The 16948-nt window shown below is 42.1% G+C and carries 11 protein-coding genes; 6 read left to right on the forward strand and 5 right to left on the reverse strand.

The annotated features are described in order from the left end of the window. The first annotated feature begins 103 nt into the window (after positions 1-103). A complete protein-coding gene (locus ACYRY3_RS18970) occupies positions 104-826 on the forward strand; it encodes a methyltransferase domain-containing protein (protein WP_460203159.1) in 723 nt (240 codons plus the stop codon). Between the two features lie 12 nt (positions 827-838). On the opposite strand, the gene ACYRY3_RS18975 is transcribed toward ACYRY3_RS18970, so the two are convergent. Together ACYRY3_RS18975 and ACYRY3_RS18980 are read right to left on the reverse strand one after the other, a co-directional pair. Then, positions 839-2068, reverse strand: a complete 1230-nt coding sequence (locus ACYRY3_RS18975; RefSeq protein WP_460203160.1) for a damage-control phosphatase ARMT1 family protein — start codon at positions 2066-2068, stop codon at positions 839-841. A gap of 226 nt (positions 2069-2294) precedes the next feature. Further along, entirely contained in the window at positions 2295-3884 is a 1590-nt protein-coding gene (locus tag ACYRY3_RS18980; protein WP_460203161.1) for a radical SAM protein, read from the reverse strand. Between the two features lie 303 nt (positions 3885-4187). On the opposite strand from ACYRY3_RS18980, the gene ACYRY3_RS18985 reads away from it, so the two are divergent. Continuing rightward, positions 4188-4331 carry a hypothetical protein gene (locus ACYRY3_RS18985; RefSeq protein ID WP_460203162.1) on the forward strand — a complete coding sequence of 48 codons (144 nt, stop codon included), beginning with the start codon at positions 4188-4190 and terminating at the stop codon, positions 4329-4331. Positions 4332-4402: 71 nt separating this feature from the next. Then, on the forward strand, positions 4403-4747 hold the full coding sequence (locus ACYRY3_RS18990) for a hypothetical protein (RefSeq protein WP_460203163.1): 345 nt from the start codon (positions 4403-4405) through the stop codon (positions 4745-4747). Positions 4748-4855: 108 nt separating this feature from the next. Here the strand turns inward: ACYRY3_RS18990 and ACYRY3_RS18995 are convergent, their stop codons facing one another. From ACYRY3_RS18995 to ACYRY3_RS19005, 3 genes are read right to left on the reverse strand one after another with little or no spacing between them, the layout of a single operon-like run. Next, positions 4856-5017 carry a hypothetical protein gene (locus ACYRY3_RS18995; RefSeq protein WP_460203164.1) on the reverse strand — a complete coding sequence of 54 codons (162 nt, stop codon included), beginning with the start codon at positions 5015-5017 and terminating at the stop codon, positions 4856-4858. After that, positions 5014-8301 (reverse strand): tetratricopeptide repeat protein, encoded by a 3288-nt coding sequence (locus ACYRY3_RS19000; RefSeq protein ID WP_460203165.1) that lies wholly within the window; start codon positions 8299-8301, stop codon positions 5014-5016. The genes ACYRY3_RS18995 and ACYRY3_RS19000 overlap by 4 nt, the downstream gene beginning before the upstream one ends. Before the next feature lie 30 nt (positions 8302-8331). After that, positions 8332-12645, reverse strand: a complete 4314-nt coding sequence (locus tag ACYRY3_RS19005) for a DUF4347 domain-containing protein (RefSeq protein WP_460203166.1) — start codon at positions 12643-12645, stop codon at positions 8332-8334. Between the two features lie 457 nt (positions 12646-13102). Here ACYRY3_RS19005 and ACYRY3_RS19010 point away from each other — a divergent pair, with 457 nt between their 5' ends. From ACYRY3_RS19010 to ACYRY3_RS19020, 3 genes are all read left to right on the forward strand, one after another. Further along, entirely contained in the window at positions 13103-13408 is a 306-nt protein-coding gene (locus ACYRY3_RS19010; RefSeq protein ID WP_460203167.1) for a hypothetical protein, read from the forward strand. A gap of 235 nt (positions 13409-13643) precedes the next feature. After that, positions 13644-14672, forward strand: coding sequence for a hypothetical protein (locus tag ACYRY3_RS19015; RefSeq protein WP_460203168.1), 1029 nt, complete (start codon positions 13644-13646; stop codon positions 14670-14672). Positions 14673-14793: 121 nt separating this feature from the next. Next, a complete protein-coding gene (locus tag ACYRY3_RS19020) occupies positions 14794-16755 on the forward strand; it encodes an Hsp70 family protein (RefSeq protein ID WP_460203169.1) in 1962 nt (653 codons plus the stop codon). The last annotated feature ends 193 nt before the right edge of the window (positions 16756-16948 follow it).

The following is a 16948-nucleotide window of genomic DNA, read 5'->3' on the forward strand; positions in this document are numbered from 1 at the left end:
TCATAATTGATTCCCTCTCCAGACAGTTGTTTACTTGGGTAACTCGTGAAATTTTTGAGTAGAAGGCTGAACAAGTGGTGAACTAAAAGGGTATGGGTCACTCGTGAACAAACCAACAAGTGTAGCAGTTCAATCTCGTTCCTTAGGGCAAATTCGTGATGAGGTACTTGCTGAAGATATTCGCGATCGCTTAACTCACGATAAACGTACAGCACATCTCCAACTGGTTGTTAAAGTTGACGGAGGCGTTGCACACGTTGACGGTGAAGTCAATTCTGAAGAAGAGAGACAGTTTGTACGGAACTTTCTGCGCCAACAAGCTGGTTTGTATGGTGTTTGGGATTTTCTGACATTACCAGGTCAACAGCTTGAGGTTGTTGATATAGGTTGTGGGGGACAGAAGCAACGAGCTTGGTTCCTCGGGGTGGATCGTGTCGGCTTTCCTGGGGTTGACGTGGTGACAGACCTCGAAACTCATCTTCCCTTCCCAAACAACTCCTTTGACCATGTCTTTGCAATCCACATTCTCGAACACATTCATAACCTCCTTGGTTTGATGCTTGAGATTCATCGCATTCTCAAACCTCACGGAGTTCTTCACGTGCTTGCGCCCCACTGGCAACACATCAATGCAGTTGCTGACCCAACCCACTGTCGTTTTATAGACGTACAGACTTTTAAGTACTTTTGCCATCCAAAATCAGACGTCATGCCTTGGCGACCCCTCATGCTCTCAGCTTCTGAGGACACCGTATTCGCCGACCTCCAACCGATTAAAAATGGTTCCCCGGCATCTCAAGAGGATATTGCCCGGTGGTTTAAGTAATGCCTCCCCACTTCAAACCAACTGAATGACACCCCATTGCCCATTTGTTAACCAAGCAGAATCAGATTTTGCGACTTTCTCAACCACCTCTGGTTGGATACCTGCTGCTACCTCCGATTTTAAAGTGCGTAGGGCTAACATTGGGCTGGGTAAGTAGCATACTATATCTGCAATATTTGTGGTATAATCCCAGTGTCTATCTCCCAACAATCTTCGATAATTTGCGTCTCCTTTAACAATTATCAAACTAGCATTTGATAAATCATCTTTTAGAGAATTAGGTATTTCCCAAAAGGCTAAAGGTGATGTCCAAAAATAATCATCACTGAGAACCAACCGTCCTGATGCAATGTTTTCTTGCAACCGTTGAGCAACAGAACCTGCTTCTTGAACGCTAGAATTTGCTAGAAAATCTAGGGTGTAATGGACGTCTTTTATCATTGCATCGGATACAAAGGTTGGGTGGGACTTCAAATGCAGCTTAATCCCATCGATCGCACCACTGCTTAATAGAAAATCCACAAGACATAAATCGCAAACCAGTTCAAAGCCTGCGTTATCTACGACAAAGTCAATACGCCCGGATTTATTATTTGCTAATAATTCCGTGACTTTAAGTGCGTCATCTACTAATATGTGAGCTTGTTGGCTTTGAATATCAAAACGGCTGCGATCGCCTTCAAATGCCGACCACAAACTCAAGTCTACACGATTGCCCCACAAAGCGAAATATAACAAAGCAATCAAAGTTGTTTGGTGAGATTCATGATTTTGCTGCGATATCTCTACCCACTTATTCACCTGAATGCATAAAGCGGTTATTGAGTCAAGAGTTGTTTCCAAACCCTGACGTTTTTGCAAATCGAAGGGGTCTACACCTTGCCATTCGCCCCTGGGAAAGTAATTCGTAATTTGCAGAATAAACCGATAAAAATAGGTTTCTGCAAAAAACCAAGGAACATCAATCCAACGCTGTCCTCTATATGGTGCGAGATAAGCATCCCAATCGGCAAAATCTGCACCAGTGTCATCTAATAGAGGCGGTACGCATGCACCGGGTAAGTCCCCAGCCAGCTTCTCTAAGTTAGCGTTAATCTCAGGCGGGAAATTGTTTTCAACTATAACTCGACGGGCGATCGCAGGCATCCGCTGAGTGACTGTATACTCTGTAAAAGTGCCAACTTCTGCACCAACCAGTGATGGTGGTAGGGGTAAGCTGGGAACGTGGGATTTATTAACCACTATTTTTTCTTTGCTTTAATGCAGCACTTTCAATGGTGTAACACTTCCCTAGCTTACCTTACTTTAGATATTTGGTGGAAATTAATAAGTAAGTCGGTCAGAAAAAACGTCACTGGTAAGGGTCGTCCTTAGTCATTTGTCATTCGTAAGGGTTTCAGATGCATTTACATTTTGTAACGTATTTCTGTTTATTCACACCGACTTACTTGTAAGTTATCTACAACTTTTATCGAGCCGCTTCCAACACCGGTTCTTGAGATGGTACTCCTGAATTTTCCAACACAATCTTTGAGTCGTTGGAGGAAGCTGTACTAACCATCCCTGAATATTCCCCGTTATAGTTGGTAAATTCAGATGGGGCTCTGCGAATATTAGAGAGACGAATTTGCCAATCGGAAACCTGCTCGTAGGTAAGGTAATTAGTATTGGAAGTAGTTGTCCATACCCCCCAAAGACAGGTGTCTTCAAACTGTAGCAGTCCTGACTTGCGTAAATTTTGGGCTTGGGGAGTTCCGGGCAAGGGAATAATACTGTAGCAAGAGGTTTGAAATTCCAGATTGGGGTTAATCTCTACGAGTTCATCCACGAGTTCTGAGATGGCTTCCTCTAGATGGGACAACTCATCATCATTATCATTCGCTAGCCCGATGATGATACCATAAGTAATCACAGGTACACCAGTTCTAACTACAGATTTCATCAAGGTGCAATGCTCTTGCCACGGTAGGAGCTTCTTGTAGGCTTCTCGGCCAAAAACGGGACGTTCGGCAGGGATATAAGCCAAAGGACAACCAACTTTACCATCCCAGCCAAACAATGCTTGAATCAGTTCTTCGTCAGGTCTGAGGTCGGTGCTTTCGTAGTTACGCCCACTTCCCAAAGTTGTTTTCCTCAGTTCCAAACCATTTGGCCACATCAAAGATATACCTATCTCCCGCGCACCATTGGTAATTTCGAGGATTTCTTCTCGCCCTCCAGGAAAGAGTCCACGAGCAAGGAATTGATCGGAACCGATATTGATTGAAACAGCCCCCGCTTCTTTCTGTATCGCCAACCATTTGAGGGCTGTTTGTGGCGACATTCTCCGATAGCCAGTGCCGTAGGTGGGTGTCATGCAAAAATCACAGGTGCGATCGCAACCAATATCAGCCACCAGAGAACCGACTGGTACACATCCCTGGACATTGGGGAGAGTCCCCAAACATTCCCGCGCTACTTCCACCGAGGGTAGCGCCCATTCTTCTGGACTTTTGGCTTTAGTCTTCCTGGGATATTGTTTGCCATCTGCGAGAATGACACCTGTAAGTTCTTCTCGTGGAGTTCTTCCAAGTACGTAGTCAAAAATCGCCCAATTTGCTGCACCCGATTTATCCTGAACTACTGCTGTTGCGCCAGCCTTCAAATAGTGGTGCGGTTCAGCCAGAGCATCCGATCCGCCAACGACAATGGGACGACCTCCCTTAGCTAGATGCTCAATCAGCATACAACTGACTTGACGGTCTTGGGAGAAATTAACTGTAATTCCCCAAGCATCGTATGCCTCTGGGTCGAGGGCAGAGATTCTGCCCCCAACGTAAGTTTTCCGCAGGGTCATCCCTTTCCAGAAAACCTCCCCAAATTCTTCACTGTAATTGTCGTCTCTGAGGTTGACCAATCGGGCATCAAATCCCCCTGCTTGCAAGTCAGGGATCAAAACTTGTTTGCTGATTAAGGAACGATGTCTGTATAAAGAAGTCCAATTTTTGCCTTCTGCATCGTAGAGCCCTGTTGCTGGAGGTTCAATCAGTCCAATTGTTGGAGACTTTCTAGCTACCATAGTTCAGATTTGGTAATATGGCCTAACAGTAGAAGCTGTTCGAGTCGTCCCAATCGCAATTTTTCACCTTTAGGACACGTCGATTAGCCTACTTTCCATTAAAGCGGACAATAGCAGAAAAATATAAGAAATATATGAGATGACTTGAGTTTAGACTCAGGAATTTCCAAGAAATACTCCCTTCCTGCCAGCTATATTACCTATTAAAAACCGCCAAGACGCCAAGAGCGCTAAGGTTCAGTATCGGTAGTTTTTCACCGGGAAGGGAGTAAATTATCCCTCTTTTAGGAATTTACTCCTCTTGTGGAACGGGCGGGGACGCCCGTTCTGTCGTTATTAGCTCTCCAGAACCCCATACCACAAGAAATTTTAGAAGATTTTTTTATTTGGAAGCTCCTCAAAGTCGCGATCGCAGACCAACAATTCGCCACCTACTATGTTGCTTGATAGATGTCCTACAATACGGTATGGTTCATTTTTTTCACCTATTCTATTAATAGAAGTTCCAACCAGATAAAATGACCAACACACCAGAATCAACCAGCCGCAGGTTAGACCGGATAGAAGCAATTCTTACTGACACGGCTGACTTAGTGCTTGCCCATAACGACGCGCTAAACAGGATTGAGTCTGCGATCGCACAACTGAGTACTAGCACAAATCAGGCGATCGAGCGACTAACAATTACTACCGAGCGACTAACAATCACTACCGAGCGACTAACAATCACTACCGAGCGACTGGCAGCCGAAGCAGCCCAAGACAGGCAACAGGCAGCAATTGACCGCCAAGAATTCCGAAACGAAATTCGGCAAATCTGGGAATATTTGCGCGATCGTAATGGCGGCAGCAGTCCTCAATAGAGCGCTACTAAAGCAATCCCACACCCACTTGACTTTCCTCTTGAGCCTCAAAATGGTACAGTACCCGGTAGGTGAAGTCACTGGGATACGAGGGTACTACCGCTAGCCCTAGAAAAATTGTTGTATCAGGGTTGCAAAAATATTCGCTCTAGTAGTTGTCATTGAGTAGAGCCCTTGCTCAGCTGCCAGTATCCGACTCTTACGACTTTTCTCCTCACAACAAAGTACTAAGAGATTAGCGATCGCACTTATACCGAAAGTAAAATTCATAACTGTGTTTTATCATTGATTATTTTGTTATTATTTATTAACTCTTCTACCTCCACAGCCTTCTCTTCTAAATCTAAATCTTGATAAATTTGCAAACTTTCGGCTAAAAACTGAATAGCAATTGTTTCTGCACTTGGTTGATTTCTTTGTGTACGTTTGAGGTAAATTTCACCCAACAACTTACGTGCTGAGGCTTCTAGTTTTCTGCGGTTATACCCTTGAAAAATTTGCAGACATTTCCGAGCAACTTCTTCGCTACGATTTAAGTTTTCCAAAGCTTCTATTTCCAGGTAAGCACGAGCCACCTCAAGAGATTTATCCGCTTTATTTACTATTTGCCCTAGTTTATCAAGATAGTTTAATCCCCTGTGATAATATTCTTCAAACAGAGCAATATTTTCTGTGATTGATGTGTTTTCGTTAGATAAGAGGCGTAGACGTTGTGAGTAGAGTAAACCAAGAGCAATGTAATCGTAGGCAAGGTTTTCCTGATATTCGCCTGTAGTATTTATTTCTCTAGCTTGGCGAATATTTTCTTCAGCTTGAGCAAGTAAATTAGAAATTTCTGTTGAATTTGTGGTAGTTTTTTCTGATAAGCATTGACAGGATACAAGTTGTCGATAAGCTCTAGCTAAATCATTATCTTTCCCTAGTTGTTGATAAAGTTCGCAACTTTGTTGATAGTAATCGATGGCTTGTTCGTATTGATCCCAATCTTTATAAATCCTCCCTAATCGCCAGTAAGCTAGTGCAATATTCACTTGGTCATCCAACTGCTGACGGATGGCTAATTCTTGATTTTCACACTCAAGAGCTTGCTGGTATTTTCCCCATTCTCTATAGCAATCACCCAGCCAGTACCACAAGTCAGCTACATTCTTATCTCTCCCTAGTTCTTGATAAAGTTCGCGGCTTTGTTGATAGTAATTGATGGCTTGCTTGTATTGATCCCAATTTTGATAAATTCTTCCTAATCGCCTGTAAGCTAATGCAATATTCACTTGGTCATCCAACTGCTGACGGAGGGCTAATTCTTGATTGGCACACTCAATAGCTTGCTGGTATTTCCCCCATTCTCGATAGCAATCACCCAGCCAGTACCACTGATTGGCTACATCCTTATCTTTCCCTAGTTGTTGATAAAGTTCGCGACTTTGTTGATAATAATTGATTGCTTGCTCGTATTTACCCCAACTTTGATAAATCCTTCCTAATCGCCAGTAAGCTAGTGCAATATTCACTTGGTCATCCAACTGCTGACGGAGTGCTAATTCTTGATTTTCACACTCAAGAGCTTGCTCGTATTTCCCCCATTCTCTATAACAATCACCCAGCCAGTACCACTGATTGGCTACATTTTCATCTTTCCCTAATTGTTGGTAAAGTTCGCGACTTTCTTGATGGTAATTGATTGCTTGGTTGTATTTTCCCCATTCTTTATAGAGTTTACCAATAGTGGAAAGTATAGTAACTTCAGACCTACATTTCTTGATTGTTTTTGAGATATTATATACTTTTAGATATAACTCTAATGATTGTTCGTATGTTTCACTTAAATTATGGCACCAACCCCAATCTTTCCAGAACATTAACAAATTGTTTTCTTGATAAAATTTAACTATTCTTGACTTTTTGAAGTTATCATTAGACTTCTCATACTCTTCCCTTTCGGCATAACATATCGCTAATGCCCAAAAAACAAATGATTGGATAATATCTGAACTTACATTTAGCTCTTCAAAAATTTTAATAGCTTTATCATAATTATCTGTACGCATATAAGACATTGCAGTGAGAAAAATTAATGCTGTTTGGCAATCTTCGTCATTCCTACAATGCTGACGAGTGTATTCAAAAGCAGGTGTCATTTCGTCACCCATTTCTTGAACCAAATATCTAATACTGCAAAACAGTAAAGGCTCTAATTGATTAACAATTTCTGTCACACAATCAATCAATCCTGTTAATCCCCCACAAGCAACATACAAAATAGCTGTTTTTGCCTTAATCCGAATTTCTTCAGACAGCGTTGAGTCATTAGCTGCTTGTTTCAATAAATCTATAACTTCACCTTTCTGATAAAATAGTTCAATTTTGCGTAGCAACTTCAGGATTTGCTTAGTTGTATCATCCTCAAAATCGGCATCTATTCCAAGATAGGTAATAACTAACTTGTGAATTGGTTTTTTGCGAATAACAATACTATTAATTTCAATTTCAGCAATGACCTGTCCTGCAAACAGCAAATCTCTCAGCTTAAATTTTCCTTCCCTTAAATTATTTGTTGCTTCATCCTCTTGTGTATAAATAATAGTTGCATTATCTGATGCAGAACTTTTGATTTTAATTTCGCCATGTTGCAGCGAGGGTTGATAATCTTCTAATTTAATAAATAATTTCTCTGCTAGCTTTTTAAATTGTGACGAAAAGTGGCTCCCGTAATACCCCAAAGCCAGTAGAAGTGGTTCATTCCAACGTGGCTCGTAAAGATGTTTTTGAATGAGTTCCAGAATCTCGCTTTGTTCTTTATCAGCAATATAACGAGCTGCAAAATACTCTTCAAACGTCAGGTGCATAAAGCCATAAACCCCTGGCATTCGTTCCACAAATAAACCTGTTGTTTCCCGCACCTTCCGCAAAAACTCCCCTACTGCTTGACGCACGGAGTCTGATTCGGGTTCGGTATCGTTTAATTCCGCCAGTTTTTCTGCTAATTTTTCCTCCACTTCCGTTTGTGTTACCAAACCAGAGGGCTTCTCCTCGTGCATCCAATATGCCAAAGGTGCTAAAAGTTCCACCACCTCAGTTTCTTTTAACACTACCCTTGGTGCATCGGGTAATTTTTTACCGAGTTGCCAATCTTCTGTCAAAGTTTGTACCGCCAACTCGTACAGTTTCACCCGTCGGTTAGGTAAGCGATCGCCATTGCGGTGAATCAATGCCAAAATAGTTAACAGCAGGGGATTTGCTGTCAATCGCTGTACACCTGGATTATCTTTTACAGCCAGTAAAATGTCCTGGGCTTGCTCCGTACCTTTTTTTAGCCATTGCTCCTCGCTAGCATCTGGCTGCTGTGCTTTTTCAACTGTTCGACACCAACGATACAAGAATCGCTCTACCTGTTCGCTGTCCATATCTTCAATAGTAAACTCTGCAAACCGACTGCTGAGTTTGACATCGCGGTAGCCAGCAATGCGGCTAGTAATGACAAATTTGTTAGTAGGGAACTCATCAACAAACTTATTAATACGTTCTACAATCAGTTTGCGGCTTTCTTGGACCAATGACCAATGACCAATGATCAATAACGATAATTAAGCAATAGTCAAATTCACCTTGAGGGTTACATCGTTGTAGTCCCCATCACCACCATTTGGTAAATCCTCAAAGCCAAAGGTATTATTCCCTAACAAGCGAATATGGTCAACTTGACCTGAGTTAGCATTTAAAAATGGGAAGTAAACCGCAGGGTTATTATTTACATCACCATCTAAAAATGCTTCAACTTGACCATTGGCAATAATAAAGGGTGCTAGAAGCGATCCCGGTTCAAAGGTTCCTGTAAAGGTAGCAGTACTTTGGTTAGCTACTGTCAAGTCAATGCCTGGAATACGTCCCCGTACCGCAGCTTCAGCGTAGCCACTATTACCTGGGAGCAAGTCCACAGTGCCATCACCATTGACATCAATCCCACCGTTGACATCAGCAACTCGGTAGAAGCCGATGATATTGTCGAATTCTGCTTCTCTGTTCAAAACAAACTCAGCTTTTATCTGAGTTGTTTGTTGGCGTAGATCGATTGCTTCTCCCTGTAAACCACCTTGAACACCTGTACCCAGAGGTAAGGATTCATTTGTTCCTCGAAGTTTCACAATCAAATCTTGGAAGTCAGTCACGCTTGTACCTTGTCCATCCTCCCAAGCTAGGGAGAATTCACCGTTACCTAAATCTGTTATCTGGTTTGTTGAGACATCGGAAAAGAGTACGTTTTGGATGGGAGTCTTGCCAGCTATGACAGCATCAATAGTACTATTTTTGACCAAAACAAATCCCAGACGTTCTCCTGAGTTAAATTCAAGCACACGTCTTAAATCAGCATTAAACCCATTGGGAACATTAGCGATCGCTGAGAAAATAACTTGGGCTCTTTGAAGTGCAGCTAGCGCATAACCATCCGCACCAGGAGCAATGCCGTTAATGGTTCCCCGGTCATCGTCAAAGACAACCACTCCGAGTTCATGCACCTGAGTGGAACTAAATTTAGTGAGAGAGACTTCGAGTTTTGGGTTACCGCCGCCATCAGAAAAACCTTCCAGTTGAAAAACACCTAAATTGTTAGATGCGAATTTGAGAGCAACAGGAGTATTGGCATCTTCAACGGTAAGTAAAGCAGTGTCAGTCTCAACGCTAAAGGCAGTTGTACCACCGTTAATAATCGTATCAGCAGTGAAACCATTATTCCCAGTAGTTCGATCCCAAGCGCGGAAGGTAATGATATCGTTGATATTGCCACTAAAGCCAGCAGTGGGCTGGAAGTAAATGCGAGTTTTGCCATCAGCCGCCAGCAAAAGAGCATTGGCATCGGATACAGACGGTAAAGATTGCCAGGTATTACCGTCATCAATGCTGTAAAAGAAACTTCCTTTGCTAGTATCGACGCTTGTAATGGCTACACCTTTTAGTGCATCCTTATCTGGCTCAGTAATATTATTAGCCTCGTCGAGCAGCGAGGAAATTAGAGCACCTACTGCGCCAGAGGGTGCGCCCGCATTTTTCTCGACAAAAGTGATAAAGTTGGTGTCAATAAGGCTAGGAGCATCATTGACGGCATTAATGGTAATTGTGGCAGTGTCAGTGGCAGTGCTAAAGGCAGTTGCGCCACCGTTAGTAGTCGTATCAGCAGTGAAACCGTTATTGCCAGTAGTTCGATCCCAAGCACGGAAGGTAATGGCGTTGTTGATGGTGCCATTGAAGTTGGCAACTGGCTGGAAGTAAATACGAGTTTTGTCATCAGCCGCCAGCAAAAGGGCATTGGCATCGGATACAGACTCCTCTAGAGATTGCCAAGTGCTACCGTCGTCAATGCTGTAGAAGAAACTGCTGTTGGTTGAATCGACATTTGTGACAGCAATACCCGTAAGTGCATTGTTATCTGGGTCAGTAATGTTACTACTTAAGCTGACTAAAGAAGAAACTAAAGTACCAACAGCCCCAGTGGGTATACCTGCATCTTCATTAATGACACTTAAGGTGACATCTGTATCGCTGAGAGTAGGTGCTGTGTTGACATTCTCGCTGACAGTAATTGCCGCATTTACCGTAGTACTACTGAAGGCAGTTGCGCCACCGTTAGTTGTAGTGTCAGCAGTCAAACCGTTACTGTCAGTGGTTTGATCCCAAGCGCGGAAGGTAATGGCTTGTTCGATCTCGCCACTGAAATCAGCAGTAGGCTGAAAGTAAATGCGAGTTTTGTCATCAGCCGCCAGCAAAAGGGCATTGGCATCAGATACAGACGGTAAAGATTGCCAGGTGTTACCGTCATCAATGCTGTAAGAGAAACTGCCTTTGCTAGTATCAATATTTATGATGGCAATACCAGTTACTGCGTCCTTGTCAGGGTCAGTCACATTACTACCTAGACTGACTAAAGAAGAGACTAAGGTACCAACAGCCCCAGTAGGTGTACCTGCATCTTTGTTTACGGTAGCGAGGGTGACATTGGTATCAGTCAACGTAGGGGCATCGTTGACAGCGTTAACATCGAAGGTCATCGTGTAAGCTGAAGCACTAAATTCAAGCCCATCACTGACTTTGAACTGGAAACTACTGTAGTTTGTACCGTTGGCATCGGAAGCAGGCTGAAACTTCAACTTGCTAATGTCAGCCACTGCAATTTTTTCGTCAAGGCTAGTGCCTTCACCACTGTCTTGAGTGTTATTGCCATTCGCATCTTGAAAAAGCTTACCTGTCAGTGGTAGTTGAGTAATTTGTAATTCCAGCAAGCTGTCACCACTGTCAATATCAGCAAAGTTGAAATCAGTGGCTGCAAAAGTGTAGATGGTGTCTTCGTCTGTAGTAATAGTCTTGTTATCAGCTATGGGAAGTGTATTGCTCTGCTCCAGAATTTTGAAACCATAATTACCGTCCGCAATGTAGACATATTTCCCCACAACAGCTACACCATCGACTTCACCCTCTGTATCGTAAAGTTCTAGAGGGACAGGTTCGGCAGGATTGCTAATATCAAGAATTTGCAGACCCGCTTTAAAATCAGTTACATAAGCATATTTCCCTGCTAAAGCGACATTGCTGGCATAGCTGGAAGTATCAAAGGTAGCTTTAAGAATCGGATTGGTAGGATCGCTAATATCAACGATTCGCAGACCGTTGTTACCGTCAGTAACGTAGGCATAATTCCCCCGCACAGCTACATCTTGAGCATCGTTAGTGACGTCACGAACTGTGTAACTGCCCTTTAGAATGGGGTTGGCGCGATCTGCCCTCCGGGCAGGAGCGAAGCTATCGCTAATGTCAAGAATTTGCAGACCCGCTTCTTTGGCAGCAACATAAGCATATCCATTTACCACAGTTACGCCAAGACCATAACCATCTAAATTGTAACTACCTACAAGAGTGGGGTTAGTGCGATCGCTAATGTCAAGAATTTGCAGTTCCTTATCATACTCACTAGCAGACAAATCTGGTTTATAACCAGTGACATAAGCGTAATTCCCCTCCACGAATACATCGTAAGCTCTGTTAGAACCAGTATTGTAGCTACCGACAGGGCTGGGATTGTCAGGATTACTGACATCATAGATTTCCAAGAAACCCGTATCAAAGTTAGCAACATAAGCGTATTGCTCATCTACAGCAACATCCCAAGCACCAGCCGTTGCAGTTTTACCCTTGGTCACAGGGTTGCTTAAATCACTGATGTCAATGATTTGTAAGCCGCCCGCACCGTCAGCAACGTAAGCATAGTTTCCTCTCACAGCTATACCGATGGCATAACCAGAGGTATCCACACTTCCTTTAGCTGAAATAGCAAGTACAGAAGGGTACATTGCCATTCCCGCAGCAGAAAATGCCAGTGGTTGATTTGTAAGGTTGCCAATCTTAACTTCTAAGTTCCAATCACCCTCTAGAGCAGCATTCCCAGTGAAGTTGGCAGAAGCAGCAATATTTGCTCCCGTCAGTTGGTGTAGCTTAGAGATAAATTCTGTTCCAGCATCACCTGCAGCAACATTGCAACCGTAGAGGAAGAGAGTGGGGACAAAATGCTGTGTTGCAGGATTTCCAGAGGCAGTTATAGAAAGTAGTGTTGAAGAGTGAGGATGAGAGGTAATGGGAGTTGTAGAGAACCAACTTTGTAGATTTTGAGTGTAGTGTTCCAGGGTGCTGAGGCTAAGTTCGCTATTACCTAAGTAAAGAGTTCCTGGAGAGCCGTGGGAAACAATGTGGATACCTTCCAATCCACTGTAGTGAGACAATGTATCGGTAATTTGCGCTATTCCATCGCGATCGGGATTGAGAACAATAGGCTCAATACCTGCTACAACATTTTTCAGCAAAATTTCGTAGTTGCTTACAGATGGGTCAACGAAAAGGATACCTGTAATTTTCATCTATTCTTAATCAAGAGGACTACGTTTTACACTTAAAGGGCTCATGCCACCCACCGAGCTATTACTATTACTGGTATAAATACCTTTTTTATAGACTTCAGTGGAACTAAATAGAAATACGTAAAAACTCTGTATATTCTGGATATCACTTCTCAACTTTACTAAAAATATATAAGATGATTAACTTCTCTCAGTAAAATAAGGAATGTCCAAGAAATTCATTTTGTAGTCCGGGCGTCCTCGCCCGTTCTACATAAGTGGCTCTCAAGATGCCCACACCACAAGAGAAAGTTGGATATCTTTTTATTTGGAAGTCCCTAACACCCCAGAATACTTAAACCGCCGTAATTGAAAAATTTATACCTAAACAATTTACACTGCTTGTAAAATATTGTACATAAAATTTCATTAATACGTAAAAAAGGAATTAAATATGTACATCCCAGGAATAATTCTTATGATGATTGAACAGACTTTGGCAAACCCACAGATTGTAGGTTGGGTTGAGGAACGAAACCCAACATCCCCCAGTTCGCTCTACAAAGAGATAGATATACAATGCCAAGATTTACCCGATGAAAGACAGATTGTAGGTTGGGTTGAGGAACGAAACCCAACATCCCCCAGTTCGCTCTACAAAAAGATAGATATACAATGCCAAGATTTACCTGATGAAAGACAGATTGTAGGTTGGGTTGAGGAACGAAACCCAACATCCCCCTTCGACAGACCTCACAGACCTTGGAAAACCATGTTAACATAGTAAAAGTGAGAAGTAATTTGCATGACGCTTTACCCAATGGTATTAGTAGTTTTATTTGAGAAGGATGTCTGGTAGTAGCAGCGACTGTTAAGTGTTACACAACACTAAAAGTTTTATTCATCCTTGGGTATTGAAAAACGCGATTTTAAGAAATATCTGAACCCGACAAACTCAAGTCACGAATTGACGAACTAGTAAGCATACCGAAAAATTGGATGCCTCAAAATCTATTATCATGAAAACACTTGTATCTTATTATCAGGAAATAAAGAACAACTTAAAACAGCAACTAGAAGGTGTAGAGAAACCCGAACAAGTTGCACCGATAATCCAAAATGAGCTTAACAAGCTAGCAGACTTCAATAATGATTATATTTACGGGCTGACACCACTACAAGCACGTCTTGCAACAGTGATGTTAAAGATGCTCAATCAGTACACCAACATTTTGATATTGGTGACAATACAAAACTCTACTCCAAATATTTCTGGAACAACTAATAGTACTAACTTGCGATCGCATTGCGAAGTAGGTCTAGCAGAGTTAACTACGGATACCTCACTCCCATTCTCCCAAGTTTCTCATTTGCAGAAAACCCTAAAAACCTTAACATCGCTGGATTATTACAAAAAAGCCCTGTTACAACAAGCCCAGAAAAATCGGGAAGTAATTAGCAGTCTACTCGCTGGAGGTTTAACAGGAACTTTGGCAGGAGGTTATTCATGGGGAATAATAGGAGCAATAACAGGAGCTGCGATCGGAAAAATAGTTCAGCAAACAAAGTTCTCTGAAAACAGAGATGTTAACTCCTACACAGAAGCGGAGCAAAAAGAATTGAAAATAGGTATAAATATTGATAAATTGCTTGACCATCTCTCTCAAGCTTTTCAATCAATAGATATGACTGTTGCTGCTTATGGAAGCAGAGAAGAGAAAGCAATTGGAGCGGGCTTGGAAAATAATTTAGACTTGCTAGAGTATCTACAAGACTTAATGGCAGATACTTTGGATGGACAAACTCAGCTTCCAACTGCTGTCCGCAGACGTATTGAACAAGCGGCAACAATTTTGAGACACTACGGAATTGAGACCCGAGTGTACCAGCCCACTCAGGAAGATATGACGGGGCAAGACGTTCTGTCAATGTTTTACTTTGAGCCAAGTCTCGACCCACAAGTAAAAGATTACATCACTTTAAAACACGCCCTCGTGAAAGATGAGCAAGTTCTTTTACCAGGGTGTGTCATTGAGCCTGGAACGTAAGGATTGTTAGTAGTTAGTGGATAGTGGATAGTGGCAAATAACTATCAACTCCCAACTACTAACCACTAACTACTAACTACTAACCCACACTATAAGTTTTATAGATTAGAAAGATTTAAGAATGGAAAATTATCAAGAAATCAAAATCATTGGCTTTGACTTAGGACATGGAGAAACAGCACTAACTTGGTTGCGAGCAGATAATTCCGAGTCAACTCCTCAAAGTCTGCTCATTAATAATCGGAAAAGCCAAATGACTGCTATTGCTTATCATCCCAAGGGTGGAATTATTATTGGTGAAATGGCGTGTCAAATGTCAGATGCAACTATCTTTGAAATTGCTTTTAAAGGTAGAAAATTCCATGTTGAAAAAAATAGAAAGAGCATACAAGAATTTGTTAGTGCTATCTACCAGCATCTGATTGATACAAAACAAATTCAGGTGGGCGATCGCAACAACTTTTTCATAGGTTGCCCATCGGGATGGTGGCAAGAAGAAATTGAAACTTACAAGCAAATTCTGTCTGAAGACAGTTTGCCCAATGTCACTATTGTGAAAGAGTCACGCGCAGCCTTAATGCATGCTAAAGAAAGTGGCATATTCACTATCAAAGAATTACAAAAGTCAGTGTTGGTTATCGATATGGGTTCATCTACAACAGACTACACCCTTGTGAAAGGAATGTCTGACACCCCAATAGATTTCGGACATGACTTGGGAGCATCCCTGATTGAAAAAGAAATTCTCAAGATAACTCTAGAGTGTCACAGACAATATAGGGAGGGAAATGAAAAAATTTTACGGCTGGGAGAAATTCTCAGAGATGAGGAAATTTTGCAACTAGAAGAGATTTCGCAACTCGAACAAATCCTCGAGCAAAATCCACTATACAGAAATCGCTGCGAACTCCGGTGTCGAAAAGCAAAAGAAGAATATTTTACCTACGAAGAGTCTTATAGAGAAAATCTAGTCAATGTAGGTGTTGAGGATATTCAAAGAAAATTCAAGTTTTTGCCGATAGTTAATGGCAAAATTATGAATACCATACTCAACAAACCTCTGCCAGAGCTTGACAACAAAAGTTGGCGCGATGCTTTCCGAGACCAATTGCTAGCAGTCAAACAAAAGTTAGAGCACATAAGCATTCAACCCAGCGCTATTCTCCTCACAGGTAGTGCTTCCAAAATGGGATTTGTTGTGGAAATATGCCAGGAGGTATTTCCCGATTTAGCTTGTAAGCGAGATGGAGAACCAGAACTTTGTATTGCCAGAGGGCTTGCACGTTGGGGACGGGTTTACATTCGCACAGCAGGGTTTTTGGAAGAAATTAATCACTTTCTTGATAGTGAATTGACGGGTATTGTAGGAAATCACATACCTGGCTTCTTGGAAAAATTAGCAGAGGAATTGGCTGAGGGACTGGTAGACAAGGTTATCAAGCCCAGTATTCAATCTTGGCGCGATCGCCGCATTATCAAGCTATCATCTCTGGAATCAGAAATACAACAGCAAGCCAAAACTTGGTTAACGGGAAGTGATGCCAATGACAAAATGGCTGCTTGTTTAGTTCAATGGCTGCTAAAAATTCAAAACGAGGTAAGAGAAAAGACAGATTCAATTTGCATCAAATATGGTTTGCCATTGGGCACATTTGATAGTAAAAAAATTGATTTAGCCGATCACACTGGAAAAGTTCCCACATCCATCTCATTTGAGGATTTTACTGGGCTTTCCGTGTTTGTTGGGCATATTGTTGCTATCATCGTAGGCGTTATCTTAGCTGGCTTATTTCATATCCTGTTTTTTACCGGAATCATTGCACCAATTGCTGGAATACTAGCTTACTTTGCAGGCGAGTCTTTGGTTAAAGATACAGATATACCTAGTTGGATACGTAATTTTGTATCGGATAAAAGAATTGACGACTTATCCCGACAAAAGAAACCAGAGTTGCAGCAAAAAATACAACAAACTTTAGTCCAAGATCCAACAATTGCCGTCAAACTGGGTAAAGCCATCAGCGAATGGCTAAAAGAAAGTGTTCAAGAGCAAGCAGAGAAAGCCAGAATGCTCATTGCCTAAAATCGTGGTACGGGCGTCCCCGCCCGTCTCATACAAGTGGCTCTTCAGAGCATTGGTACAGAAATCATACAAAACCTATTTTTTGTAGAGACGCGCTGTTTGAAGCGTCTCTACATGATGACGCGTCCCTACATTATGGCGCGTCTCTACATGATGACGCGTCTCTACATTCACGAAATATCAAAGGTTACAG

It is taken from the genome of Scytonema sp. NUACC21 (assembly GCF_054684315.1).

Bases quoted from the DNA above. Each gene is read 5' to 3' on its own strand.
- ACYRY3_RS18990 (WP_460203163.1), top strand. From the start codon at position 4,403: ATGACCAACACACCAGAATCAACCAGCCGCAGGTTAGACCGGATAGAA.
- ACYRY3_RS19010 (WP_460203167.1), top strand. From the start codon at position 13,103: ATGATGATTGAACAGACTTTGGCAAACCCACAGATTGTAGGTTGGGTT.
- ACYRY3_RS19020 (WP_460203169.1), top strand. From the start codon at position 14,794: ATGGAAAATTATCAAGAAATCAAAATCATTGGCTTTGACTTAGGACAT.
- ACYRY3_RS19005 (WP_460203166.1), bottom strand. From the start codon at position 12,645: ATGAAAATTACAGGTATCCTTTTCGTTGACCCATCTGTAAGCAACTAC.
- ACYRY3_RS18980 (WP_460203161.1), bottom strand. From the start codon at position 3,884: ATGGTAGCTAGAAAGTCTCCAACAATTGGACTGATTGAACCTCCAGCA.
- ACYRY3_RS18995 (WP_460203164.1), bottom strand. From the start codon at position 5,017: ATGAATTTTACTTTCGGTATAAGTGCGATCGCTAATCTCTTAGTACTT.
- ACYRY3_RS19015 (WP_460203168.1), top strand. From the start codon at position 13,644: ATGAAAACACTTGTATCTTATTATCAGGAAATAAAGAACAACTTAAAA.